The organism is Rhodopseudomonas rhenobacensis (assembly GCF_014203125.1).
Classification (GTDB): domain Bacteria; phylum Pseudomonadota; class Alphaproteobacteria; order Rhizobiales; family Xanthobacteraceae; genus Rhodopseudomonas_A; species Rhodopseudomonas_A rhenobacensis.
This window is the reverse complement of record NZ_JACHIH010000004.1, coordinates 221882-245525: the sequence shown is the minus strand read 5'-3', so window position 1 is coordinate 245525 and position 23644 is coordinate 221882. Positions and strand designations below refer to the sequence as shown.

Annotated in this window: 23 protein-coding genes; 10 read left to right on the top strand and 13 right to left on the bottom strand. The window is 65.6% G+C overall.

All coding sequences use genetic code 11. The annotated features are described in order from the left end of the window. Positions 1-7: 7 nt before the first annotated feature. From purF to HNR60_RS24445, 5 genes are all read right to left on the bottom strand, one after another. Positions 8-1516 carry an amidophosphoribosyltransferase gene (gene purF, locus HNR60_RS06135; protein WP_184255394.1) on the bottom strand — a complete coding sequence of 503 codons (1509 nt, stop codon included), beginning with the start codon at positions 1514-1516 and terminating at the stop codon, positions 8-10. A gap of 40 nt (positions 1517-1556) precedes the next feature. Further along, positions 1557-2189: a CvpA family protein gene (locus HNR60_RS06130; protein WP_184255392.1), complete on the bottom strand. Its 633-nt coding sequence runs from the start codon at positions 2187-2189 to the stop codon at positions 1557-1559. A gap of 217 nt (positions 2190-2406) precedes the next feature. Further along, complete coding sequence (gene radA / locus HNR60_RS06125; protein ID WP_184255390.1) at positions 2407-3870, bottom strand: DNA repair protein RadA; 1464 nt, start codon at positions 3868-3870, stop codon at positions 2407-2409. A 233-nt stretch (positions 3871-4103) separates the two neighbouring features. Further along, positions 4104-4985 (bottom strand): hypothetical protein, encoded by an 882-nt coding sequence (locus HNR60_RS06120; protein ID WP_184255388.1) that lies wholly within the window; start codon positions 4983-4985, stop codon positions 4104-4106. Next, positions 4937-5056: a DUF6471 domain-containing protein gene (locus HNR60_RS24445; RefSeq protein ID WP_430694885.1), complete on the bottom strand. Its 120-nt coding sequence runs from the start codon at positions 5054-5056 to the stop codon at positions 4937-4939. Before HNR60_RS24445 ends, HNR60_RS06120 begins: the two co-directional genes overlap by 49 nt. Positions 5057-5399: 343 nt before the next feature. On the opposite strand from HNR60_RS24445, the gene HNR60_RS06115 reads away from it, so the two are divergent. Beyond that, complete coding sequence (locus HNR60_RS06115; RefSeq protein ID WP_184255386.1) at positions 5400-5657, top strand: hypothetical protein; 258 nt, start codon at positions 5400-5402, stop codon at positions 5655-5657. A 182-nt stretch (positions 5658-5839) separates the two neighbouring features. On the opposite strand, the gene HNR60_RS06110 is transcribed toward HNR60_RS06115, so the two are convergent. The 3 genes from HNR60_RS06110 to HNR60_RS06100 form a co-directional block, all read right to left on the bottom strand. Continuing rightward, complete coding sequence (locus HNR60_RS06110; protein WP_246432827.1) at positions 5840-6994, bottom strand: sensor histidine kinase; 1155 nt, start codon at positions 6992-6994, stop codon at positions 5840-5842. Positions 6995-7094: 100 nt separating this feature from the next. After that, entirely contained in the window at positions 7095-8303 is a 1209-nt protein-coding gene (gene alr, locus HNR60_RS06105; RefSeq protein WP_184255382.1) for an alanine racemase, read from the bottom strand. A 128-nt stretch (positions 8304-8431) separates the two neighbouring features. Next, entirely contained in the window at positions 8432-9928 is a 1497-nt protein-coding gene (locus HNR60_RS06100; protein WP_184255380.1) for a replicative DNA helicase, read from the bottom strand. Between the two features lie 386 nt (positions 9929-10314). On the opposite strand from HNR60_RS06100, the gene HNR60_RS06095 reads away from it, so the two are divergent. Together HNR60_RS06095 and HNR60_RS06090 are read left to right on the top strand one after the other, a co-directional pair. Then, positions 10315-10575, top strand: a complete 261-nt coding sequence (locus tag HNR60_RS06095) for a hypothetical protein (RefSeq protein WP_184255378.1) — start codon at positions 10315-10317, stop codon at positions 10573-10575. 241 nt (positions 10576-10816) lie between these two features. Then, complete coding sequence (locus HNR60_RS06090) at positions 10817-11773, top strand: hypothetical protein (RefSeq protein WP_184255376.1); 957 nt, start codon at positions 10817-10819, stop codon at positions 11771-11773. A gap of 469 nt (positions 11774-12242) precedes the next feature. Here the strand turns inward: HNR60_RS06090 and rplI are convergent, their stop codons facing one another. The 4 genes from rplI to rpsF form a co-directional block, all read right to left on the bottom strand. Beyond that, positions 12243-12839, bottom strand: a complete 597-nt coding sequence (gene rplI / locus HNR60_RS06085; protein WP_184255374.1) for a 50S ribosomal protein L9 — start codon at positions 12837-12839, stop codon at positions 12243-12245. 48 nt (positions 12840-12887) lie between these two features. Next, positions 12888-13856 (bottom strand): YybS family protein, encoded by a 969-nt coding sequence (locus HNR60_RS06080; protein WP_184255372.1) that lies wholly within the window; start codon positions 13854-13856, stop codon positions 12888-12890. 146 nt (positions 13857-14002) lie between these two features. After that, complete coding sequence (gene rpsR / locus HNR60_RS06075; protein WP_002711478.1) at positions 14003-14242, bottom strand: 30S ribosomal protein S18; 240 nt, start codon at positions 14240-14242, stop codon at positions 14003-14005. Between the two features lie 5 nt (positions 14243-14247). Continuing rightward, positions 14248-14754, bottom strand: coding sequence for a 30S ribosomal protein S6 (gene rpsF, locus HNR60_RS06070; RefSeq protein WP_184255370.1), 507 nt, complete (start codon positions 14752-14754; stop codon positions 14248-14250). Between the two features lie 468 nt (positions 14755-15222). Here rpsF and fabD point away from each other — a divergent pair, with 468 nt between their 5' ends. Then, positions 15223-16182, top strand: coding sequence for an ACP S-malonyltransferase (fabD, locus tag HNR60_RS06065; protein WP_184255368.1), 960 nt, complete (start codon positions 15223-15225; stop codon positions 16180-16182). 36 nt (positions 16183-16218) lie between these two features. On the opposite strand, the gene eat is transcribed toward fabD, so the two are convergent. After that, positions 16219-17610 (bottom strand): ethanolamine permease, encoded by a 1392-nt coding sequence (eat, locus tag HNR60_RS06060; protein WP_184255366.1) that lies wholly within the window; start codon positions 17608-17610, stop codon positions 16219-16221. 236 nt (positions 17611-17846) lie between these two features. Here eat and fabG point away from each other — a divergent pair, with 236 nt between their 5' ends. From fabG to gmk, 6 genes are all read left to right on the top strand, one after another. Further along, positions 17847-18584: a 3-oxoacyl-[acyl-carrier-protein] reductase gene (fabG, locus tag HNR60_RS06055; protein WP_184255364.1), complete on the top strand. Its 738-nt coding sequence runs from the start codon at positions 17847-17849 to the stop codon at positions 18582-18584. A 291-nt stretch (positions 18585-18875) separates the two neighbouring features. After that, on the top strand, positions 18876-19115 hold the full coding sequence (locus HNR60_RS06050) for an acyl carrier protein (RefSeq protein ID WP_011441358.1): 240 nt from the start codon (positions 18876-18878) through the stop codon (positions 19113-19115). A gap of 97 nt (positions 19116-19212) precedes the next feature. Continuing rightward, a complete protein-coding gene (fabF, locus tag HNR60_RS06045; protein WP_184255362.1) occupies positions 19213-20478 on the top strand; it encodes a beta-ketoacyl-ACP synthase II in 1266 nt (421 codons plus the stop codon). A 179-nt stretch (positions 20479-20657) separates the two neighbouring features. Beyond that, the gene (gene mltG, locus HNR60_RS06040; protein WP_184255360.1) at positions 20658-21926 is read left to right on the top strand and encodes an endolytic transglycosylase MltG; all 1269 of its coding nucleotides are present in this window, start codon (positions 20658-20660) and stop codon (positions 21924-21926) included. Between the two features lie 106 nt (positions 21927-22032). Further along, positions 22033-22920: a YicC/YloC family endoribonuclease gene (locus HNR60_RS06035; RefSeq protein ID WP_184255358.1), complete on the top strand. Its 888-nt coding sequence runs from the start codon at positions 22033-22035 to the stop codon at positions 22918-22920. A 2-nt stretch (positions 22921-22922) separates the two neighbouring features. After that, the gene (gmk, locus tag HNR60_RS06030; protein WP_184255356.1) at positions 22923-23582 is read left to right on the top strand and encodes a guanylate kinase; all 660 of its coding nucleotides are present in this window, start codon (positions 22923-22925) and stop codon (positions 23580-23582) included. Positions 23583-23644: the final 62 nt, after the last annotated feature.

Below are 23644 nucleotides of genomic sequence, written 5' to 3'. Positions count from 1 at the left end.
GGGGGCGTCAGCTGGCTTCGGCCAGCAACGACAATTGCCGCGGCTGCGCTTCGGTCTGGTTGTGGTCGGTCAGCGGCGTCGGATAGTCGCCGGTGAAGCAATGGTCGGTGAACTTCGGATGCGCCGGATCGCGGCCGGGCTCGCCCATCGCGCGGTAGATGCCGTCGACCGACAGGAACGCCAGCGAATCGGCGCCGATCAGTTCGCGCATCTCTTCCAGATTATGCGTGGCGGCGAGCAGGCCGGCGCGGTCCGGGGTGTCGATGCCGTAGTAATCCGGATGGGTGATCGGCGGCGAGGCGATGCGGAAATGCACCTCGCTGGCGCCGGCGTCGCGCATCATCTTGACGATCTTCTTCGAGGTGGTGCCGCGCACCAGGCTGTCGTCGATCAAGACGATGCGCTTGCCTTCGATCGCGGCGCGGTTGGCGGAGTGCTTCATCCGCACGCCGAGTTCGCGCACGCTCTGGGTCGGCTGGATGAAGGTGCGGCCGACATAGTGATTGCGGATGATGCCGAGCTCGAACGGCACGCCGGACTGTCGCGAATAGCCGATCGCGGCGGGCACGCCGGAATCCGGCACCGGCACCACGACGTCGGCCTCGACATGGCTTTCGCGGGCGAGCTGGGCGCCGAACGCCTTGCGCACGTCGTACACCGAACGGCCGCCGACCACGGAGTCGGGCCGGGCGAAATAGATGTATTCGAAGATGCAGGGCCGCGCCGGCATCGGCGGGAACGGCTTGTGGCTGGTGACGCCGTGGCGGTCGAACACGATGACTTCGCCGGGCTCGACGTCGCGGACGTATTTCGCGCCGATGATGTCGAGCGCGCAGGTCTCCGACGCCAGAATCGGGCAGTCGTCGAGTTCGCCGAGCACCAGGGGGCGGATGCCGAGCGGATCGCGGGCGCCGATCAGCTTCTTGTTGGTCAACGACACCAGCGAATAGGCGCCCTCGATGGCGCGCAGCGCCTCGATGAAACGATCGACGAAGCGGGTGCGCTTGGAATGCGCCACCAGATGCAGAATCACCTCGGTGTCGGTGGTCGACTGCATCATCGCGCCGCCGCGCACCAGTTCGCGGCGCAGCGTCAGGCCGTTGGTGAGATTGCCGTTGTGGCCGATCGCGAAGCCGCCGGCGTTGAGCTCGGCGAACAGCGGCTGGACGTTGCGCAGGATGGTCTCGCCGGTGGTGGAATAGCGCACATGGCCGACCGCGGCGGTGCCGGGCAGCCGCGCGATCACGTCGGCGCGCGAGAAGGTGTCGCCGACCAGGCCGAGCCGGCGTTCGGAGTGAAACCGGCCGCCCTCGAAGGAAACGATGCCGGCGGCTTCCTGGCCGCGATGCTGCAGGGCGTGCAGCCCGAGTGCGGTGATGGCGGCGGCGTCGGGGTGACCGAAGATGCCGAATACGCCGCACTCCTCGCGCAACGTGTCGCCGTCCATGTCGAAATCCAGCTGCGGATCCAATTCGGGCGAGGTTGCTGCTTCGGAACGGCTCTGCATTTCGTTCATCACGCCTCTATCCTCGTTCAAACCGGCATTCCCGCCCAAACTAGCGTTTGGCCGGCTTGCCTTCGATCAGCTTCTTCAAATCGTCGCGGGCGTTCTTCGGGTAGCCCTCGGCTGCCGGCGGGGTCGCCTGATCAGTCTCGGTCTGATCGTCTTCCGGCTTGGTCTTCTTGAACCTCTTCAAGATGGTATTTTCAGGGTCATCCGGCAAGAGCGCCATCAACCAATCCCCGGTTCCCTGCAGCACGGTGCGGGATTTCGCGGCCGTCACCCAGTCGGGACGCTGTTTGTCGGGAACCAGCCAGATGAAGAACTGATAGGCCACCACCACGATCAGCAACCCACGCGCGAGTCCGAACAGGAAGCCCAGCGTGCGATCGAGCGCGCCGATTCGCGAATCCAGGATCATGTCGGAGATCCGCACGGTGATGATCGAGACGATCACCAGCGTGCCGATGAACACGCCGGCGATCACCACCACCGAGGCGACGGTGTCGCTGCTGAAATAGGTTTTCGCGGTGGGGAGCAGCTTTTGATAGGCGTACAGCGTCACCAGCGCGGCGGCGCCCCAGGCGGCGATCGACAGGATTTCGCGCATGAAGCCGCGGACCATCGCCAGCAGGCCCGAAATCAACATCACCGCGAGCAGGACGAGATCGAGAATGGTAATCGGCATCGGCTGGTCAGGTCCGCTCGTAAATCGAAACCGCGAATCGGCGTGGCGCCGGGTGGCCTTCAGTGACGGTCATAGGGCACGGGTCGCAAGACTGCAAAATCGCAATGAAGTCATCGGCACAACATTGGTCCGATGGCTTAATGGTCCGTGTCACAACTCGCTCGGATGCCGCGCCGCCGGGGTTATAGCGGTGGCGTCGCTTAAGGTCACGCGGGCATTAGCCCTCCTGGCGGCGGAATCGCGCAGGGGTGGCGTTTTTCTCCGGCGCTGTGCTTTTACCGTTGTCGCGGCCGGGCTTCGGCGAGCCCCGCGCGGCAATATCGGCGACCAGGCTGGATAATCCGCCCACGGTGTTGAGGGTGAGCCCGGCATCGCCGCCGCCGTCGCCGCGCGCCGACTCGGGCAGCACCGCACGGGCAAACCCCAGTTTGGCGGCTTCCTTCAGCCGCGCCGAGCTCTGCGCCACCGGCCGCACCGCGCCGGACAGCGAGATCTCGCCGAAATACACAGCATCAGTGGGCAACGGCGCGTTGGCGAGCGACGACACCAGGGCGGCGGCGGCGGCCAGATCAGCCGCCGGCTCGTTGATGCGCAGGCCGCCGGCGACGTTGAAATAGACGTCGTAGCCCGAGAGCTTGACGCCGCAATGCGCCTCCAGCACCGCCAGCACCATCGACAATCGCGAGGAATCCCAGCCCACCACCGCGCGCCGCGGCGTGCCGAGCGTGGTCGGCACAACCAGCGCCTGCAATTCCACCAGCACCGGGCGGGTGCCCTCCATGCCGGCGAACACCGCAGTGCCCGGCGAGCCCAAATCGCGCTCCGACAGAAACAGCTCGGAGGGATTGGAGACTTCGCGAAGCCCGAGGCCCGTCATCTCGAACACGCCGATCTCGTCGGTCGGGCCGAAGCGGTTTTTCACCGCGCGCAGAATCCGGAACTGCTGCGAGCCTTCGCCCTCGAACGACAACACCGCGTCGACCATGTGCTCGACCACGCGGGGCCCGGCGATCTGGCCGTCCTTGGTGACGTGGCCGACCAGGATGATCGCCGCACCGGATTTCTTGGCGAAGCGGATCAGCGCCTGCGCCGAGGCGCGCACCTGGGTCACCGTGCCGGGCGCGGATTCCACGGTGTCGGTCCACATCGTCTGAATCGAATCGATCACGATCAGCCGCGGCACCGCGCCTTCCGACAGCGTGGTGATGATGTCCTCGACCGAGGTCTCGGCGGCGAGCTGCACCGGCGCGTCAGCCAGCCCGAGACGAGCGGCGCGCAACCGGACCTGCGCCACCGCCTCTTCGCCGGAGATATAGACGATGCGGTGGCCTTCGCGCGCCATCAGGCTGGTGGCCTGGGTCAGCAGCGTCGACTTGCCGATCCCGGGATCGCCGCCGACCAAGAGCACCGAGCCGCGGACAAAACCGCCGCCGGTGACGCGATCGAGTTCGCCCAAGCCCGACGACAGCCGCGGCGCCTGTTCGCTGGTGCCGGTGAGGCTCTCCAGCTTGAAGGCGCGGCCGCGCCGCTTGGAGCGGATCGACGCCGGCATCGAGGCCGCCCCGGTCAGATCCTCCTCGGCCAGCGTGTTCCACTCGCCGCAGGATTCGCACTTGCCCTGCCAGCGGTTATAGGCGGCGCCGCAGTTCTGGCAGACGAAGGAGAGGGTGGCTTTGGCCATGGGAATCGCTGAGTGGTTAACGCGCTGATTCGCGACAATGCTGGAATTCTTGTTCGCTATTTGTTCGGGTGTCGCATACGAAGTCAAGCTGGCTTCGAAGGCCATCGTCATGAAGGGCCAAAAGGCGCGATCACCCCGGCGTCGCATTCCACGCCAGGTAGCCAGCATGAGCGCAGCGACATGCGGGGCCTGGCGTTAGGGAGCAAACCATCAAGCGGGCCGCGTCTCGTGACTCATGTTGTCTTGTTGTGTCGTTCTGCCCAACGAAAAGTTAGGGGGATCGTTTTCGGCCCTGGGGAAAGGTCCATGATAAGGTCGGACTGATCGATATATCCGCAGAACCAAGTTTCACGCTCCGCGTCGAAGGCATCTTTGTACAGCACCAACCCGATGAAGTAGAGCTTCTGCCCAGGCAGGAGTCTCTGCTTCTCAACGGGGATTGCCTTGCTGCCGCCCGCCTCCTGAAACCGGTTCGGAGATATGGAGTTCTCGTATCTGAGGACGTTATCTTTGGGGCGCTCCATATCCTTCATGAGGGGCTGTTCGGCGACACGAAAATCCACATTTGTCCTAACATCATAAGCCGGTGTCTGACCGTCATTCCTGATGTTGAAACCTGCTTTGCAGATGAGTGTTCTGTTGGGATCGCGGTCGAAATTGAAGCCTGTTATCTCCACCGACAGATAAGCGCGCAACTGCCTTTCTGCAGTGCTTTTCATGGTTCTGACGGTCAAGTACGTCGCGGCCGCCGCTATGCCGGTGAAGATGAGCGTCCCGAACAAAAACCACGTCCCCAGCCTGTTGAGGCTAACTTGGGCTTCCGCAGCTACAGCGGCGCGCCATTGCTCACAGAGTTGCGCATCATTGGAGTCCTTGGGTTTTTCGCAGGCCCGCTTATAAATTTCGGCCTTAGTTTTGTTCTGCTCGGCAGTTGGCTGCTTCCCACTAGGTTCGACATCCGCGCCGCGGGACTGGTCTTTCTTGACGCCGGTCTGTTGTTGCTGTTCTGAGGGAACGGATTGATCCAATTCCCCTTGGGGAATTTGGGGTAATGCCAACCACGCTACTAGACATCCTCCAAGCGCAACGATGAATAACCGACCGCTGTAAGACATTGGATCAGAAACACCCCTGTGAACCCGTCATGGCTGATCTTACTAGCGATGTTCTGTTCTGTCTCAGGAATTCAGGTAGCGAGTAGCGAGTAGTCCGCATGAGCGCAGCGATATGCGGGTGGCAATGACAAGACCCGGATGGCGCTTCGCTTATCCGGGCTACAGACGGGTCAACGACCAAGCGTCGGCCTGCTGGGACGTCACCGACGTCGAGCATAGAGCCCGAGCGAGGAAGTCGCCCCGGTGGTGAGCGAGGCGCCCGCGGGCGAGGCGGTCGGCCAGCAACAGGCAACCGGCCGACGGCGCGGACGAAGGGGGCATTCCTGGCCATTCCGGGCGGCGGGAGGCTTGGCTGCGACCGCGTTTTGATGGCAGACTGGCCGGCAGGGCCGGAGCAACCACAGAGCACCCACCATGCCGTCGAAGCCGTACAAGCGCAAAGAGCAGTACATCCTGCGGCAGCTCGCGGGGCAGTTCGCGTTCGGCGCGGCGCTCGGCGCGGCGTTCGCGCTGGTGTTGCTGTTCAAGAACATGTTCGGCCTGCACGGCATGATCGAAAACAGCGTCGCACCGCGCACGCTGGAAGCGTGGTTCGTGGTCGGCGTCTCGGTGCATCTCGGGCTCGGTGCTGCGGTCACCGCGTTCCTGATGCTCGCCGCCGACGACGAGTGAGGCCGCGCGGGCGTGCCTGCGAACTGGCGCGCCGACGATCATCGCTGGACGTCAATCGCTGGACGTCAATCGCAGCAGGCAGCCCGCGTCAGCGCAGCGTTATGCCGGGCGCGGCTCGACGCGCAACACCCGGATGTCGCTACGCTCATCCGGGCTACCCCGTGGGCGTCGATGGCGTGGCTTCAATTAACCGGAAGAATCGGCAGGTCGAGCACGAAGCGGGCGCCGCCCGCAGCACTACTTTCGACCTTGAGTTGACCATCGACCTGGCGAGCCAGACCATTGATCACCTTGAAGCCGAGGCTGGCGCGCGGCTCATCGATATCGAATCCCGGCGGCAGGCCGACACCGTAATCGACCACCGTGAGTTGCAGATGGCCGTCGATCTCGCGCGAGATGACCTCGATCACGCCATGACCGTCGGGATAGGCATATTTCACCGCGTTGGTGACCAGCTCGTTGATCATCAGGCCGAGCGGGATGGCATGGTCGGCGGAGATCGACATCGGGTCGACGTCGCAGCGCAGCACATGGCCCACCGCGTTGGCCTGCAGATTCTTGCACAGCTCGGTCATGAAATTGGTCAGCTCGACGAAGCCGATCCTGCTGCCGCGCCACAGATGATCGTGGACCTGCGCGATGGTGGCGACGCGCGAGCTGGCGTCTTCCAGCGCATCTCTGACGTCCTGAGACACCGCGCCGCGCGCCTGCACCCGCAACAGCCCGACCACCGAGGTCAGACTGTTCTTGACGCGGTGGCTCATCTCCCGGGTCAGCAGCGCCTGGTGCTCCAGCGCGCGCTGCAGCTCGGCGTCGGCTTGCTGACGCTCGATGGCGATGCCGAGAAGTCCCGCAAACGCGTCCAGATAGTAGGCGTCGCCCTGGTCGAATTGGCCGGGCTCGGCGCTGTCAACCTCGAGAACCCCGAACGGCTCGTTGCCTTCGCCGCCTTGTGGGATCAGCACGTTGATGGCGCGTTTGATGCCGTGATCGGCGAGCAATCGTGGCGTGCGGAAGAGGGTTTCGCTCTCCAGATGGTTGGAAATCACGGTCTTGCCGGTCTGATAGGCAAAGCCGGCGGGCGATTCAACGTCTGCGCCGAGCGACACAATGCCGACCGTTCCTGCTGACCATCCCACGCCAGCGCGGACCAGCAGGCGCTTGTCCTCCGGGATGTACTCCAGCACTTTTGCGAATTTCGTCTCCAGTCCCTGCGCGCTGAGCTCGGTCGCGCGTTGCAGGATTTGACCGAAGTCGCGGGTTTGCATGGCGGCGCGGCCAAACTCCACCAGCAGCGACTGCTGCCGCACCCGGTAGCGCACTTCATCGCGCCGCATCGCCGGAGGATGATCTAATGCTTGGTCCGATTTAACACACATAACTGGGTCCATAGAAGACGCGCCGAGGCATCCCCATACGGCACCCTCGGAGCGCTGTCTATTTCATCATTGGTTCGGTCGGGGTGAGGTTTGCGGCGCCGCCTTTGTACTGCCGGGCGTAGCGCTTGCCGAGGCTGGTCAAGACCTCGTAGCCGATGCTGCCGAAATGATGCGCGAGCTCGTCGACGGTGATGCCGTCGCCGATCAGCGTCGCCAGGTGGCCGCGCCGCGCGGCGTTCGGCGCGAGGTCAGTGATGTCGACCGCCAAAAGATCCATCGAGATCCGCCCGGCCACCGGGCAGCGTTGGCCCGCAATGATCACGTCGGCGCCGCGGGTGCCGTCGCTGGAGCCGGCGGCGCGGAAGTAGCCGTCGGCATAGCCCGCGGCGACCACCGCGATCCGTGTCGGCCGCCGCGCCGTCCAGGTCGCGCCATAGCCCACGGTGTCGCCGCGCGCGACCTCGCGGACCTGCAGGATGCGCGACTTCAAGGTGACCACCGGCTGCATCGGATTGTCGGCCTCCGGCGTCGGGTTGATGCCGTAGAGCGCAGCACCCGGCCGCACCAGGTCGAAGTGGAATTGCGGGCCGAGATAGATCCCCGACGACGCCGACAGCGACGACGGCACGCCGGAAAACGCGCCGGCGATGGCGCGGAAATTGGTCGCCTGTTTGGCGTTGAGCGGATGGTTCAGCGTCTCGGCGCAGGCCAGATGGCTGATCACCAGGGTGATGCCGTGATCGCCCGCGGTGATCCGCGGCACGATGCCTTCGGCCTCGGCGATGCCGAGCCCGAGCCGGTTCATGCCGGTGTCGATATGGATCGCGGCGCCGCCCTTCCAGAAGCTGCGGCGGCAGAACGAATCCCATTCGGCGAGTTCGTCGAGGCTGCCGATCACCGGCTTGCAGTCGAGCTCGGCATAGGCGTCGCCGCAGTTCGGCAAGAACCCGTCGAGCACGTAGATCGCGGCGGAAGGCGCCGCGCCGCGCAGCTCGCGGGCTTCCTCCAGCGTGGCGACGAAGAAGGTCTTGCAGCCGGCGGACAATAGCGCGCGCGACACCGGGCCGACGCCGCAGCCATAGGCGTCGGCCTTGACCACGCCGGCGCATTCCGAAGGCACCGCGGTCTTTTCCAGCTTGCGCCAGTTCGCCACCAGCGCGTCGAGGTCGATGCTGAGCACGCCGGTGGCGGCGGCCTCGGCCGGCCCCGCTGACGCGGCGACGGGAGACTCGGGAGCGATCGACTTCGGATTGGGGACGACGTTCATGATTGTAACGGATTCCTGCGCTGGCATCGCACAGCCGCGGTGGTCGCGCGAGCCGCGGCAGCATGGCTGGCGAACGCGGCAACATTACGCACGGCGGAACCGCGGTTCAACACCGCGCGCCGAAGGGCTCACATGCGGTCGGGCAGGTGAGCGTCGTTGGTGAGGTCGCTGAAGCGGGTGAACTGGCCCTCGAACTGCAGTTCGACGGTGCCGGTGGGGCCGTGGCGCTGCTTGCCGATGATGACTTCGGCCTTGCCGTGGACCAGATCCATGTCGGTGGTCCATTTTTCGTGCTCCGGCGTGCCGGGGCGCGGCTCCTTGTTCTGCAGATAATATTCTTCGCGATACACGAACATCACCACGTCGGCGTCCTGCTCGATCGAGCCGGATTCACGCAAGTCGGACAATTGCGGCCGCTTGTCGTCGCGGCTCTCCACCTGACGCGACAGCTGCGACAGCCCGATCACCGGGACGTTGAGCTCTTTGGCCAGCGCCTTCAGGCTGGTGGTGATCTCGGTGACTTCCTGCACGCGGTTGTCGGAGCGTTTGCCGCTTCCCTGCAACAGCTGGATATAGTCGACGATGATCAGGTCGAGGCCCTTCTGCCGCTTCAAGCGCCGCGCCCGCGCGGTGAGCTGCGAAATCGACAGGCCGCCGGTTTCGTCGACATAGAGCGGCAGCGACTGCAGCTCGATCGAGTAGTCGCGGATCTTGTCGAAATCGCTCTCGGTGATGCCGCCGCGGCGGATCGAGGCCGAGGAAATCCCGGTCTGCTCGGCGAGAATACGGGTGGCGAGCTGTTCGGCCGACATTTCGCAGGAGAAGAACCCGACGATGCCGCCATTGACGGTCTTGTTGCTGCCGTCGGCCTGGATCTCGCCGCGATAGGCGCGGGCGATGTTGTAGGCGATGTTGGTGGCGAGCGCGGTCTTGCCCATGCCAGGGCGGCCGGCGACGATGATCAAGTCGGAGTGCTGCAGCCCGCCCATCTTGTTGTCGAGGTCGCGCAGCCCGGTGGCGATGCCGGACAACCGGCCGTCGCGCTGGAACGCCGCCGCCGCCATGTCGACCGCGGTGGTCAGCGCCTGGGAGAATTTCTGGAAGCCGCCGTCATAGCGGCCGGATTCCGCGAGTTCGTACAGCCGGCGCTCGGCGTCCTCGATCTGCGCCTTCGGGGCGAAATCCACCGGAGCGTCATAGGCGACGTTGACCATGTCGGTGCCGATGCCGATCAGGTCGCGGCGCAGCGCCAGTTCGTAGATGGTGCGGCCGTAATCATGGGCGTTGATGATGGTGGTGGCTTCGGCGGCGAGCCGGGCCAGATATTGCCCGACGGTGATGCCGCCGAGATCGGTGTCGGCGGGCAGGAAGGTTTTCAGCGTCACCGGGGTGGCGACCTTGCCGGCGCGGATCAGGCTCGCCGCGGTGTCGTAGATGGTCTGGTGGATCGGCTCGAAGAAATGTTCCTGCTTGAGGAAATCCGAGACCCGGTAGAACGCGTCGTTGTTGATCAGGATGGCGCCGAGAACGCTCTGTTCCGCCTCGATGTTGTGCGGCGCCATGCGGTAGGCGGGCGTGCCCGGTTCCGGCGCGAGCTTCAGAACGTTCGAATCGATGGCTGCCATGGTCTATAGGTCTATCGGAATTTGACGTGAGCGGGGCGGGACTAAAGCGCCATTCCCCGGCGGTGTGAAAGCGTCATACAGGCTTATGCCCGATTCACACATCGGGGAATCACGGGGCTGCCGCGACCCTCATAGGGCTTGACGTGCGCCGCTTGGCCGCAGCGCGGTGTTGCCGAATGAACCATTTGCGCCGTTCCGCCGACGCATTGTTGCCGCGACCGGACGGTCCACTCCGAAGTTCAGGCGTGCAGGCGGTCAAGACAATTGCACCGATCGGTTTAAGCGTTCCGAGAACCGGGTCGGGTAAAAAAACAGAAGAGGCGGCCGGACATTCAGGAACCGATTTGCTAAGATCGGGTTAATGTCCGGGAAACCGAGGGCAGACCATGACCCAGCAGGTGCAGTTGCAGAATCGTCGAGACGGCTCCTGGCTGGTCGGCTTGCTCGAAGCCATCGAAGCGGTCTCATCCCCCGCTGCCCAGGCGCTGCCCTGCAATCCCGCCCTGCTTGCCGCCGCCGAGGAATTTCTGGCGCGGCCCTGCGCGATCGATCCGCGAGCGCCGCTCGCCTCGGTCATTCGCCAGCCGGCTGAAACCGTGGACGCCGACGTCGTTCGGTCGCGGGAAGTCGAGTTTCTTCACGCGTAATGTCGTCGCGGCTATTCAGCGTCACGGCATCCTGACTGAGTAGCAGGCCGCACGCTTTCCTCGTGTCGATTGCGACACGCCGATGATCCGGCGAATTCTCCCAGCGGCCATGCTGTAGTGCGGGGCGGCAACATACCCTCCATGTCGAAGCAGATACGTCATCTGCGTGCTTCCATTCACGGCTCAATCCGCTAAAAGGTGACCGCCGCGCAGCCGGCGCTACCCACTTCAGGAGGATTGCATGTCGAGCCGAGCGCTCAGTTTAGCGACGGTTGTGCTGCTGATCGGTGCAGCCGCGGCCGCGCCCACGCAGGCTCAGAACCTCGAAGCCGGAAAGAGCCCGTCGCAGATTTTCGCCGGCGCCTGCACGGTGTGCCACAAGAGCCCGCGCGGGCTGTTGCGCACGGTGCCGCCGGGGTCGCTGCCAGGCTATCTGCGCCAGCACTACACCACCAGCAGCGACATGGCGGGGCTGCTGAGTTCCTACCTGATTTCCAACGGCGCGACCGATACGCGCCACGGCGTCGCCCCGGCCAAGCCGGAGCAGGCCGAGACCCGGCCGAGCCGCCGGCAGCGCCAGGAGGCGCAACAGCCGGACGCCGCGAGGCCCGCCGACGCCGAAGGTTTGCCGCCGCAGGAGGCCGCGCCCGGCCGCCGCAAACGCAACGCCAAGCGCCAAGCCAAGCCGGAGCAGGAAAAGCCGGCGGTCGCCGCGCCCGCCATCGAAGGCGAAGCGCCCGCGGTGGTCGAGGAGAAGCCGGCGCCGCGGCAGAAGGGCAAGAAGGGCAAGCAGCGTCGCGAACAGCCGGCGAGCCCGGCCGATGCTTCCAAGAGCGAACCCGCGAAGTCCGAACCCGCGAAGTCCGAACCCGCGAAGTCTGAGGCACCGAAGGCTGAGACGCCGAAGTCCGAGGCTCCCAAGTCCGAGGCTCCGAAGTCCGAGGCTCCCAAGTCCGAACCGGTCAGGTCCGAACCGGCCAAGCCGGCCGAGCCGGCGGCGTCCGAACCCGCCAAGGGCGAGGGCGCCGTGCCGCTGCGCTCCGATCCGGTGCCGGCGGTGACGCCGGCGCCGAAGGCTGACAGCGAGCCCGCGGCGAGCCCGCGCTCTTCGGTTTCCGAGCAGCCGGCCGCGCCGGCCCCGTCGTCGCCTGCACCGGCGCCTGCGCCGGCGGACGACGCGGTGCCGCCGCTGAAGTAGCGCCACGGCGCGACGGACCGGCGAGCGTAAGCCGGATCCGCTGCTATCAGTGACCATCGATACAGAAAAGCCCGGCCTGATACTGATCAGGCCGGGCTTTTTGTTGTGAGTTCGGCAGCGGCCTCACTGCCTCACGAAGTGGATGAGACGTTGAGGCTGACGACTGAGGCGATCTCGATCGAAGCGGTGCGGCAAGTTTCCCTCGCCCCGCTTGCGGGGAGAGGGTGGCGTGACAAGCGAAGCTTGTCGCGCCGGGTGAGGGGGCGCCGCGTTCTGCCGAGGCGCCCCCTCACCCGACCCGGCTTCGCTGGCGCTACGCCGGGTCGACCTCTCCCCGCAAGCGGGGAGAGGTGAGGCTGTGCTTGTGACGGTCCCGGTTCTGCGGAGCAGCGCCAGAGGCACTGCTCCGCGCCCGGGACGCGGCCGTCTTCCTGATGGGCGCGTGTAGCTTAAGCGAAGCGCGCCGCGCTTACTTCTCGTCCGACGCTTCTTCCGGCTCGCCGTCGTGCTGGGCGTCCGGATCGAAGAACTCGCCGGCGGCGGCCAGCGCTTCGGCGGCGGCGTCCTGGTCTTCCTGGCGGGTCGAGATGTCTTCGCCGCGGTTGATGCGCTCGGCTTCCATCGCGCTGCGCGCCACCGTCACCGACACCGACACCACGACTTCCGGATGCACGGCGATCGAGATGCTGTGCTTGCCGATGGTCTTGACCGGGTGGTCGAGCAGCACCTGGCTGCGGTCGATGTGAACGCCGTCGGCGGTGAACTGGGCGATGATGTCGCGCACCGTGACCGAGCCGAACAGCTGGCCGGTTTCCGAGGCCTGGCGCAGCACCACGACATTGCGACCGTCGATCTTCTCGGCGACCTTGGTGGCTTCGGCCTTGGCTTCGATGTTGCGGGCCTCGAGGTCGGCCTTCATGTGCTCGAACTTGGCGCGGTTATCCGCGGTGGCGCGCAGCGCCTTGCCGCGCGGCAACAGGAAGTTGCGCGCGAAGCCGTGCTTGACCTTCACGACTTCGCCCATATGACCGAGCTTGGCGACGCGTTCCAGCAAAATGACTTCCATGGTGTTCTCCTGTTGGGTTGAATAGCAAAAGGTTGCGGGTTGTTGGGTTCAGGGCAGCGGCACCGGCGGCGGCGGGGCGCGCCGCAGGTAGCGCTGGCGAAGGTTGAAGACGGCGTCGGCGAGGCCCAGCGCGATCAGCAGCAACACCGGCCAGCCGAACACGGTGACCAGCGCGTAGGTCGAGCTCAGCCAGAAGCCGCGATGCTTGATCGCGCGGGTCAGGGTATGCAGCGTCGCAAAGCCGTTCAGCGCGTAGGCCATCATCAGCGCGGTGGTGGCGGTCTGCGCGATCATGCCGACGAGGCCGCCCAGGAAACTCAATCCGATCGCCAGCGACAGCACCGCCAGCGTCATCGGCGGCAGCGTGGCGGCGTTGAGGTCGGGCCAGGACCGCTGCAGCCGCCCCGATAGCGCGGTGATCTTGCCGGCGAGGAACAGGTTGAGCGTCAGCGTCATCATCGCGACGATCGCGGCGGCGCCCGGCGCGATCCGCACCAGCGCATCGACGATCTGCTCGACGTCGCCGGCGGGGGTGTTGTCGCGGGTGCCGATCACCCGCAGCATGCCGCTCCGCAGCGCGCCGTTGATGCTGTCGGCGTCGGTGCCGAGCGTGAACATCGCCGCCATGGTGGTGAGCACGGCGAGGCCGGCGGTCCAGGCGATGATGCGGCCGACCGGATACCATTCCATCGCAGGCGGTGCGCCGGCGGCGGGCGCGACACCGGCTGCGGCGGGGCGGCCGAGCAGCGCGAGGTGACCGAGCCAGCAGGCCGGCAGCACCACGGTGAGGAGAAAGGCGGCGAAGTAGGGAAAGCCGACCAGCGTGCCGAGCGCGGCGCCGGCGACCACGCCGCCGAGCGCGGCGCCCGCGGCGCTCCAGCCCAAGGCGGCGACCATCAGGGGCAACGGGGCGAGGTAGAACAACAGCAGCGAGATCAGCGCGCCCGAAATGATCGAGGCGAACATCAGCGCCGACGCAGAGCCGGCCGCAAGCGTGATCAGGGCGGTGAAAATCATCAGCTGTCCCGCTCCTTTCGAGCGGTTAGAGGCCTGTTCGACCCCAACCATCGGCGCGCGGAACGACCCGACGCCTTATGAAAACTGAACCAGCAAGGTAGCAAGCAAAAGGCCCGCGGCGCGAACGCCGCGGGCCGAAACGCGTCTTAGCGAATAACGTAGGGCAACAGACCGAGGAAACGCGAGCGCTTGATGGCGCGGGCGAGTTCACGCTGCTTCTTGGCGGAGACGGCGGTGATGCGGCTCGGCACGATCTTGCCGCGCTCGGAGACGTAACGCATCAACAGCTTGGAATCCTTGTAGTCGATCTTCGGCGCGTTCGGACCCGTAAACGGGCAGGTCTTGCGGCGGCGGAAAAACGGACGGCGGGCACCTGCTTCAGCCATGATTCTTACTCCTCAGTCGCTGCGGCGGGGGCGGGGGCGGCATCGTCACGCGGACGGCGCGGACCACGGTCACCACGGAAACCGCCGCCTTCACGGTCGCCGCCACGGAAGCCGCCTTCACGATCGCCACGGAAGCCGCCTTCGCGGTCGCCACGGAAACCGCCACGGTCGTCGCGATCGCGATCGCGGTCGGCCTTGCGCATCATCGCCGACGGACCTTCTTCGAGTTCATCGACGCGGACGGTCAGATAACGGATGACGTCTTCGTTGATGCGCTCCTGGCGCTCGACTTCGGCGACCACCGCGGAGGGGCCGTCGATGTTCAACAGCACGAAATGCGCCTTGCGGTTCTTGTGCATGCGGTAGGTAAGCGAGCGCACGCCCCAGGATTCCATCTTGACGACTTTGCCGCCGAGACCTTCGATCACGCCGGTGATCTGGGTTGTCAGTTCTTCCACCTGCTGGGCGCTCGCGTCCTGACGCGCGAGAAAAACATGCTCATAAAGAGGCATGGCTGTCCTTTCCAAGGTTAGCGCGGGTCCCGGCGGCAAGCCCTTCGAGGCCTCCGGAAAGGACTCGAGAATGCTCAGAAGGCGGAAGCACGGGACGACGGACCTACTGGCCCTGCCGCATCAAGATCGCCATACCAAAATGAGCAGGTGAAATTGCTGAGACCGTCCGTTCAGCTCCCGGCCGGGATCTGCGGATGCGCGGTTTATACGGATTTTGCGCGCAATGGCAAGCGAAGGTAGGCCGGGAACCGTCCCATGCGAAGGGCTGAGACCGGCCGCGGGCCGTCCGCTTGACAGACCCGCCCGGGCCGGTGTCTTACGGCCGGATTGTCGCGCGTCGGGCAGATCCAGCGGGTTTGCAGGGAAAATGCGCAGATTTTGACCGGACCATGTCGGTCGCGCGCCGCAGATCGGGCCTGAGCCCGGGCGGCCGGGCGGCGACGTGCTCCCAGCCTCGGGGATTCTCAGATGACCGCCGCTTTCACTTTTCCTGGCCAGGGATCCCAAGCCGTCGGCATGGGCAAGGCTTTGGCCGAGGCCTTTCCGGCGGCGCGCGCGGTGTTCGACGAGGTCGATTCGGCGCTCGGCGAAAAGCTCACCGCGACGATCTGGGACGGCCCGGCCGAGACGCTACAATTGACCGAGAACGCCCAGCCGGCGCTGATGGCGGTGTCGCTGGCGACCTTGCGGGTGCTGGAGAGCGAGGCGGGATTTTCGGTGGCGCGGCACGCCGCCTTCGTCGCAGGCCACTCGCTCGGGGAATATTCCGCGCTCGCCGCAGCCGGCAGCCTGACCATCAGCGATACCGCGCGGCTGTTGCGCACCCGCGGCCTCGCCATGCAGAAGGCGGTGCCGGTCGGGGTTGGCGCGATGGCGGCGCTGCTTGGGCTCGATTTCGACACCGCGGTGGCGGTGGCGGAGGAGGCGGCGCAGGGCCAGGTGTGCCAGGCCGCCAACGACAATGGCGGCGGCCAGGTGGTGGTGTCGGGCGACAAGGCCGCGGTCGAACGCGCGCTCGAGATCGCCAAGACCAAGGGCGCCAAGCGCGCGCTGCTGCTGCCGGTCTCCGCCCCCTTCCATTGCACGCTGATGCAGCCCGCCGCCGACGCGATGGCGCAGGCGCTGGCGGATGTCACCATTTTGGCGCCGGCGGCGCCTTTGGTCGCCAACGTGCTGGCGTCGCCGGTCACCGCGCCGGACGAGATCCGTCGGCTGCTGGTCGAGCAGGTCACCGGCACGGTGCGCTGGCGCGAATCGGTGGCCTACATGGCCGGCCAGGGCGTGACGCATTTCTTCGAGATCGGCGCCGGCAAGGTGCTGAGCGGCCTGGTCAAGCGCATCGCCGACGGCGCGATCGGCATCGCGGTCGGCGGCCCCAACGACATCGAACCGGCGAAGCAGGCATTGGCGGCCTCCGACGCCGCGTGAGCCCAACGGCTCACGCGGCTTGCTCAGAGCCGTTGCTCAGACCGTCGCCAGCATCTCGTCGGGGGCGGCGCTGTGGCGCTGGTGCGCGGTGAAGCGGAAGTAACCGTAGGCCAGCCCCATCAGCACCACGAACAGCAGCGTCAGCATCGGGTTGAACCACACCATCGCGCCGAGGCAGACCAGCGCCAGCGCGAAGGCGATCGCCGGAAACACCGGATAGAACGGCGCGCGGTACGGCCGGGGCATCGACGGCTCGCTGCGCCGCAGTTTGAACAGCGCCGCCATCGAGGTCAGATACATCACGATGGCGCCGAGTACCGACATCGTCACGATGTTGGCGGTGAGCGTCTGGCCGCCGAACTGCACCCATTCGTCGCTGAAGATCGCCACGATGCCGATCACGCCGCCGGCGAGCAGCGCGCGGTGCGGGGTGTTGAAGCGCGGACTGAGGGCGGCGAACATCGCCGGCAGGTAGCCCGCCCGCGACAGCGCGAAGATCTGCCGCGAATAGCCCATGATGATGCCGTGGAACGAGGCGACCAGTCCGAACAGCCCGATCCACACCAGCATGTGCAGCCAGCCCGAATTGTCGCCGACCACCACCTTCATCGCCTGCGGCAACGGATCGTTGATGTTGGACAGCTTGCTCCAGTCGCCGACGCCGCCGGCGAAGATCATCACGCCGAATGCCAGCAGCACCAAGGTGAGGATGCCGCCGATATAGGCGCGCGGAATGGTGCGCTGCGGATCGTGCGCCTCTTCGGCCGCCATCGCGGCGCCTTCGATCGCGAGGAAGAACCAGATCGCGAACGGGATCGAGGCGAAGATCCCGGAGATCGCCGCGCCATTGAACGTGCTGTTGCCGGCCCAGCCATTGGCGACGAAATTCGACAGCGACCAGCCCGGCAACACCACGCCCATGAACACCAGCAGTTCGAAGATCGCCAGCACGGTGACGAACAGCTCAAAGGCCGCGGCGATGCCGATGCCGATCCAGTTCAGGCCGATGAAGATCACATAGGCGCCGAGCGCGAACCATTTCGGGTTGATGCCGGGGAATTGCACGTTGAGGTACGCGCCGATCGCCAAGGCGATCGCCGGCGGCGCGAACACGAATTCCACCAAGGTGGCGAAGCCGGCGATGAAGCCGCCGGTCGGGCCGAAGGCGCGCCGCGCATAGGCGAACGGCCCGCCGGCATGCGGGATCGCGGTGGACAATTCGGTGAAGCTGAAAATGAAAGTCGTGTACATCGTCGCCACCAGCACGGTGGCGACCAGAAAGCCCAAGGTGCCGGCGCTGGCCCAGCCGAAGCTCCAGCCGAAATATTCCCCTGATATCACCAGCCCCACCGCGATCCCCCAGAGCTGGACGGGACCGAGCACCTTCTTCAGGCCCGGGGCGGATGGCGTGCTCGCGCTGATCGTCATGAAAGGCCTCCTGTTGCCAGTCGCTTGGCCAGCGCGTTCGCGCCGTGTTGTACAAATGTCATGCAAGACAGGTGCCATGCCGGTGCGAGGTGATCAGTGCTTTCCGCCGCGCGAAATGAATCCAACTGTCAAGCGCGTGGATCATTGACGGCGGCCGGTTTGTCGCGGCATTTCGCGCTGATCTTCGGCCGGGCCGAGACGGCGGCCTGGCCCGCCGATGCTGCAAGGAGACGAGAATGTTCGATTTAACAGGCAGGACCGCGCTGGTGACCGGCGCGACCGGAGGCATCGGCGGTGCGATCGCGAAGGCGCTGCACGCGCAGGGCGCCACCGTGGCGATCTCCGGGACGCGGCGCGAAGCGCTGGACGAACTCGCGGCCAAGTTGGGCGAGCGGGTTCACGTGCTGCCCTGCAATCTGTCCGACATAGCCGAGGTCGAGGCGCTGGTACCTTCGGCCGAGAAGGCGATGGGGCAGCTCGACATCCTAGTCAGCAACGCCGGTATTACCCGCGACAATCTGTTCGTGCAGTTGCGCGACGAGGACTGGGACGAAGTGATCAAGGTCAATCTGACCGCGACGTTCCGGCTGGCGCGCGCCGCCACCAAGCTGATGATGCGCAAGCGCTTCGGCCGGATTATCGCGATCACCTCGGTGGTCGGGGTGACTGGTAATGCCGGGCAGGGCAATTACACCGCCTCCAAAGCCGGTCTGATCGGCATGATCAAGACGCTCGGCGCCGAATATGCCAAGCGCAACGTCACCGCCAATTGCATCGCCCCCGGATTCATCGCCACGCCGATGACCGACGTGCTCAACGACAAGCAGCGCGAAGCGATTCTCAGCAAGGTGCCGGCGGGCCGGCTCGGCACCCCGGAAGATATCGCCGCGGCGGCGGTGTATCTGGCCTCCAATGAAGCGGCGTACGTCACCGGGCAGACGATTCACGTCAACGGCGGAATGGCGATGATCTAACCGGAGTTTTCCACCGGCGTCCGCTGACCCCGGTCGCCGGTTGAGGCTTGTAGTCAAGGCATACGAAGTATGGTAACCGAACGGCGAACGGATGGGCAAAAGAACGCCATTGCAGGAGAGCGAAACCCTGTATATTGGCGGTGCGGAGCCTGCGGTTGTTTTGCCGGGCTTTCCCTGGGGACGGGGATAATCAAGACTTACGCGATTGCGACGGGAACTTAACGAGTTAACGCACCACGATGGCTCGTATCCTAGCGGTCGGGTCCAATGGAACAGCACGAGGTTTGAACGATGAGTGAGATTGGCGAGCGGGTTAAAAAGATCGTGGTGGAGCACCTTGGTGTCGAGCCCGAGAAAGTGGTCGACGGCGCGAGCTTCATTGACGACCTCGGTGCCGACAGCCTCGACACGGTCGAGCTCGTGATGGCGTTCGAAGAAGAATTCGGCTGCGAAATTCCCGACGATGCCGCGGAAACCATTCTGACGGTTGGCGACGCCACCAAGTTTCTTGAAAAGAACGCAAAGAGCTGACGCTCTGGCGCGGGACTAACGAAGCCGGGCGGGCCGCAGCCACGCGGTCCACCGGCTTCTTGTTGTGGACCGCGGATCCTGGGCCGGAGTGTTTGATATGAGGCGGGTTGTCGTCACGGGGCTTGGCATGGTCTCGCCGCTCGGCTGCGGCGTCGAAGAGACCTGGAACCGGATCCTCAAGGGCGAGAGCGGGGCGCGGCAGATCGAGACCTTCGACGTGTCCGATCTGACTAGCCGAATCGCCTGTGTGGTGCCGCGAGGCGACGGCACCGGCGGCACCTTCAACCCCGACCAGTGGATGGAGCCGAAGGACCAACGCAAGGTCGACGACTTCATCATCTATGCGATGTGCGCGGCGCGTCAGGCGCTGGACGACGCCAACTGGCATCCTGCTACCGAAGAAGAGCGTTGTGCCACCGGCACCATGATCGGCTCCGGCATCGGCGGGCTGTCCGGCATCGCCGATGGTGCAGTGCTTCTGAAAGAACGCGGACCGCGACGGCTGTCGCCGTTCTTCATTCCCGGACGACTGATCAATCTGGCCTCCGGCTACGTCTCGATCGAGCACGGGCTGAAAGGCCCGAATCACGCGGTGGTCACCGCCTGCTCGACCGGCGCGCATGCGATCGGCGACGCCTCGCGCCTGATCATGCTCGGCGATGCCGACGTCATGGTGGCGGGCGGCTCCGAGGCGCCGATCAGCCGGCTGGCGATGGCGGGCTTCTGCGCGATGCGCGCGCTATCCACCAATTTCAACGACACCCCGCACAAGGCGTCGCGTCCCTACGATCGCGATCGCGACGGTTTTGTGATGGGCGAGGGCGCAGGCATCGTGGTGCTCGAGGAATACGAACACGCCAAGGCCCGCGGCGCGCGGATCTACGCCGAGATCGTCGGCTACGGCATGTCCGGCGACGCCTATCACATCAGCGCGCCGACCCCCGACGGCGACGGCGCCTATCGCTGCATGAGTGCTGCGTTGAAGCGCGCCGGGCTGTCGCCCTCCGATCTCGACTACATCAACGCCCACGGCACCTCGACGCCGCTCGGCGACGAAATCGAACTCGCCGCGGCGCAGCGGCTGCTCGGCAACGCCGCCTCGACCGCGTCGATGTCGTCGACCAAATCCTCGATCGGCCATCTGCTCGGCGCCGCCGGCGCGGTGGAGACGATCTTCTGCATTCTGGCGATTCGCGACAGCATCGCGCCGCCGACGATCAATCTCGATCATCCGTCAGTGGACACCGCCATCGATCTGGTGCCGCTGAAAGCCCGGCCGCGCGAGATCAACGTCGCCTTGTCGAACTCGTTCGGCTTCGGTGGCACCAACGCCTCGGTGATCGTCCAGCGTGTAACCAATTAGCGCTGAATGGTGTATGGCTCCTCCGTTTCGCCGCAATCGCTGCTAAACCCTAGTGGGGTCGGTGGTTCGCGAAACGCCGATTGCGCCGCCTGCAACTGCGCGGGTCTTGTCTTCCCAACGCCCGCCACGATCGTCGTTTTCGCCGGTCCCGATTGAACGACAGGAATCAGGTTGCACCGATGAGTGAAAGGCCGCCGATTTCCCCGAAGAGCCCGCGCGCCGCGCTGGAGCCGGAGCAAGTGCCGCCGCCGCCGCGACGCTCGGAGCGCGCCCGCAATCCGATCGTGGTGGTCGGCAATGCGATCATCACCATCCTGCTGGTGGCGATGATCGGGGCCGGCGGCATCTACGTCTACGGCAAGCAGAAGATCGAAGCGCCGGGACCGCTCAAGGAAGACAAGATCGTCAACATTCCGCAGCGCGCCGGCATGGGCGACATCGGCGACATCCTGCAGCGCGAAGGCGTGATCGATAATAATCGCTGGGCCTTCATCGGCAGTGTGTTCGCGCTGAAGGCGCGCGCCGACATGAAGCCCGGCGAATACTCGTTCCAGAAAAGCGCCAGCCTGCGCGACGTGATCGCCACCATCGTCGAAGGCAAGGTGGTGCAGCACGCGGTGACGATTCCCGAGGGGCTGACGTCCGAACAGATTTTGACGCGGCTTTCCGAGAACGAGATTTTCGCCGGCAACGTCCGCGAGATGCCGCGCGAAGGCACGCTGCTGCCGGAGACCTACAAGTTTCCGCGCGGCACCACCCGCGAGGCGGTGATCGTGCGGATGCAGCAGGCGCAGAAACGCGTGCTCGCCGAGATCTGGGAGCGCCGCAATCCCGACGTGCCGGTGAAGACGCCGGAGCAACTGGTGACGCTGGCCTCGATCGTCGAAAAAGAAACCGGCAAGCCCGACGAGCGGAGCCGGGTGGCTGCGGTCTACGTCAACCGGCTGCGGCAGAAGATGAAGCTGCAGTCCGACCCGACCATCATCTACGGCCTGGTCGGCGGCAAGGGCACGCTCGGCCGCCCGATCAAGCGCAGCGAGATCACCCAGCCGTCGCCCTACAATACTTACGTCGTCGACGGCCTGCCGCCCGGGCCGATCGCCAATCCGGGCCGCGCTTCGCTGGAAGCCGCCGCCAATCCGGCGCGCACCCGCGACCTGTTCTTCGTCGCCGACGGCAGCGGCGGCCACAGCTTCACCGAGACCTACGACCAGCACCAGAAGAACGTCGTCAAGCTGCGTGCGCTGGAGCGGCAGATCCAGAACGACACCGTCGAGCCGCCGGACGAGCCGGCGCCCGCCGCGGCACCGGCCGCGCCGGACGCCAACGCCGCGGCGCCGGCTGCGGCTGCACCCGGCAAGCCGCAGAAGCGGGCGCGGACCGCCGCACCGGCGCGGCAAGGCGCGGCGCAACCGCCGGCGGCGGCCCCGCCCGCCAGCCAGGAATAGCGGCGAACCGCCGGCGAAAGCGGTCCCGCTTTGCCGCCGGACGCGCTAAGTTGCGCGCATCTTTTTGCGAGTCTCAATCCCTGAAATCCGTGGAGATCTTTTGGCGATGTCGTTGTCGAGTATGACCGGGTTTGCCCGCAGCCATGGAAACAGTGGTCCCTATGCGTTCGAATGGGAGTTGAAGTCGGTCAACGCCAAGGGCTTCGATTTCCGGATGCGGCTGCCGCCCGGCTGGGACGACATCGAGCAGATCGTGCGCAAGCGCGCCGCCGAAGTGCTGTCGCGCGGCACGGTCTACGCCAACCTCACCGTGAAGCGCGCCAACGCGCTGTCGACGATTCGCATCAATCAGGACGTGCTCAACTCGGTGCTGAAGGTCGCCGGCGAACTGACCGGACGGATCGACGCGGTGGCGCCGAGCGTCGACGGGCTGCTGGCGATCAAGGGCGTGATCGAAGTGGTCGAGCCGGAGAGCGACGAGGCCGAGGACAAGGCCGCGCGGATCGCGGTGGAAGCCGCCTTCACGCAGGCGCTCGACAGCCTGGTGGAGATGCGCAAGCGCGAGGGCGTCACGCTCGGCGAGATCTTGCTGCAGCGGATGGACGAGATCGAAACTCTGGCGAAGCAGGCCGAGCAGGCGCCGGGGCGCAAGCCGGAAGCGATCCGCGCCCGGCTCGCCGAACAGATCGCGGCGCTGCTGGAGGCCTCAGACCGTTTCGATTCCGATCGGCTCAATCAGGAAGCGATCATGATCGCCACCAAGGCCGACATCCGCGAAGAGCTCGATCGCATCGCCTCGCACGTCGCGCAGGCCCGCGACATGATCAAGACCGGCGGCTCGGTCGGCCGGCGGCTGGATTTCCTGGCGCAGGAATTCAACCGCGAGGTCAACACCTGCTGCTCGAAGTCCAACGATCTGGAACTGACCAACACCGGGCTTGCGATGAAGAACGTGGTCGAGCAGTTCCGCGAACAGGTTCAGAATCTGGAGTGAGCATGACGGCCCCAGGTCACGGCTTCGCAAGCCTCGAACGACGCGGATTGATGTTCGTGCTGTCGTCGCCGTCGGGCGCCGGCAAGACCACGTTGTCGCGGCTGCTGATCGAGCGCGTCGCCGGATTGAAGATGTCGGTGTCGGCGACGACCCGGACCAAGCGTCCGGGCGAAGAAGACGGCCGCGATTACTACTTCGTCGACCACGCGCGCTTCCAGGCGATGACCGAAAACGGCGAATTGCTGGAATGGGCCAACGTGTTCGACAATTGCTACGGCACGCCGCGCGCGCCGGTCGAGGCGGCCTTGGCGGACGGGCAGGACGTGCTGTTCGACATCGACTGGCAGGGCACCCAGCAATTACGCGAGAAGGCCCGCGACGACGTCGTCAGCGTGTTCATTCTGCCGCCGTCGGCGGCGGATCTGGAGAAGCGGCTGCACACCCGCGCGCAGGATTCCGACGAGGTGATCCGCGGCCGGATGAGCCGCGCCAGCCACGAGATGAGTCATTTCGCCGAATACGACTACATCGTCATCAATCACGACATCGACGAGGCGTTCGGCGAAGTGCACTCGATCCTGAAGGCGGAACGCCTGAAGCGCGAGCGCCGCACCGGCCTCACCGCTTTCGTCCGCGATCTGCAGAAGCAGCTGGAACGGTAGCTGTCATTCCGGGGCTCGAGCGGCGTAAGCCGCGAGTGAACCCGGAATCCAGTATCCCAGGG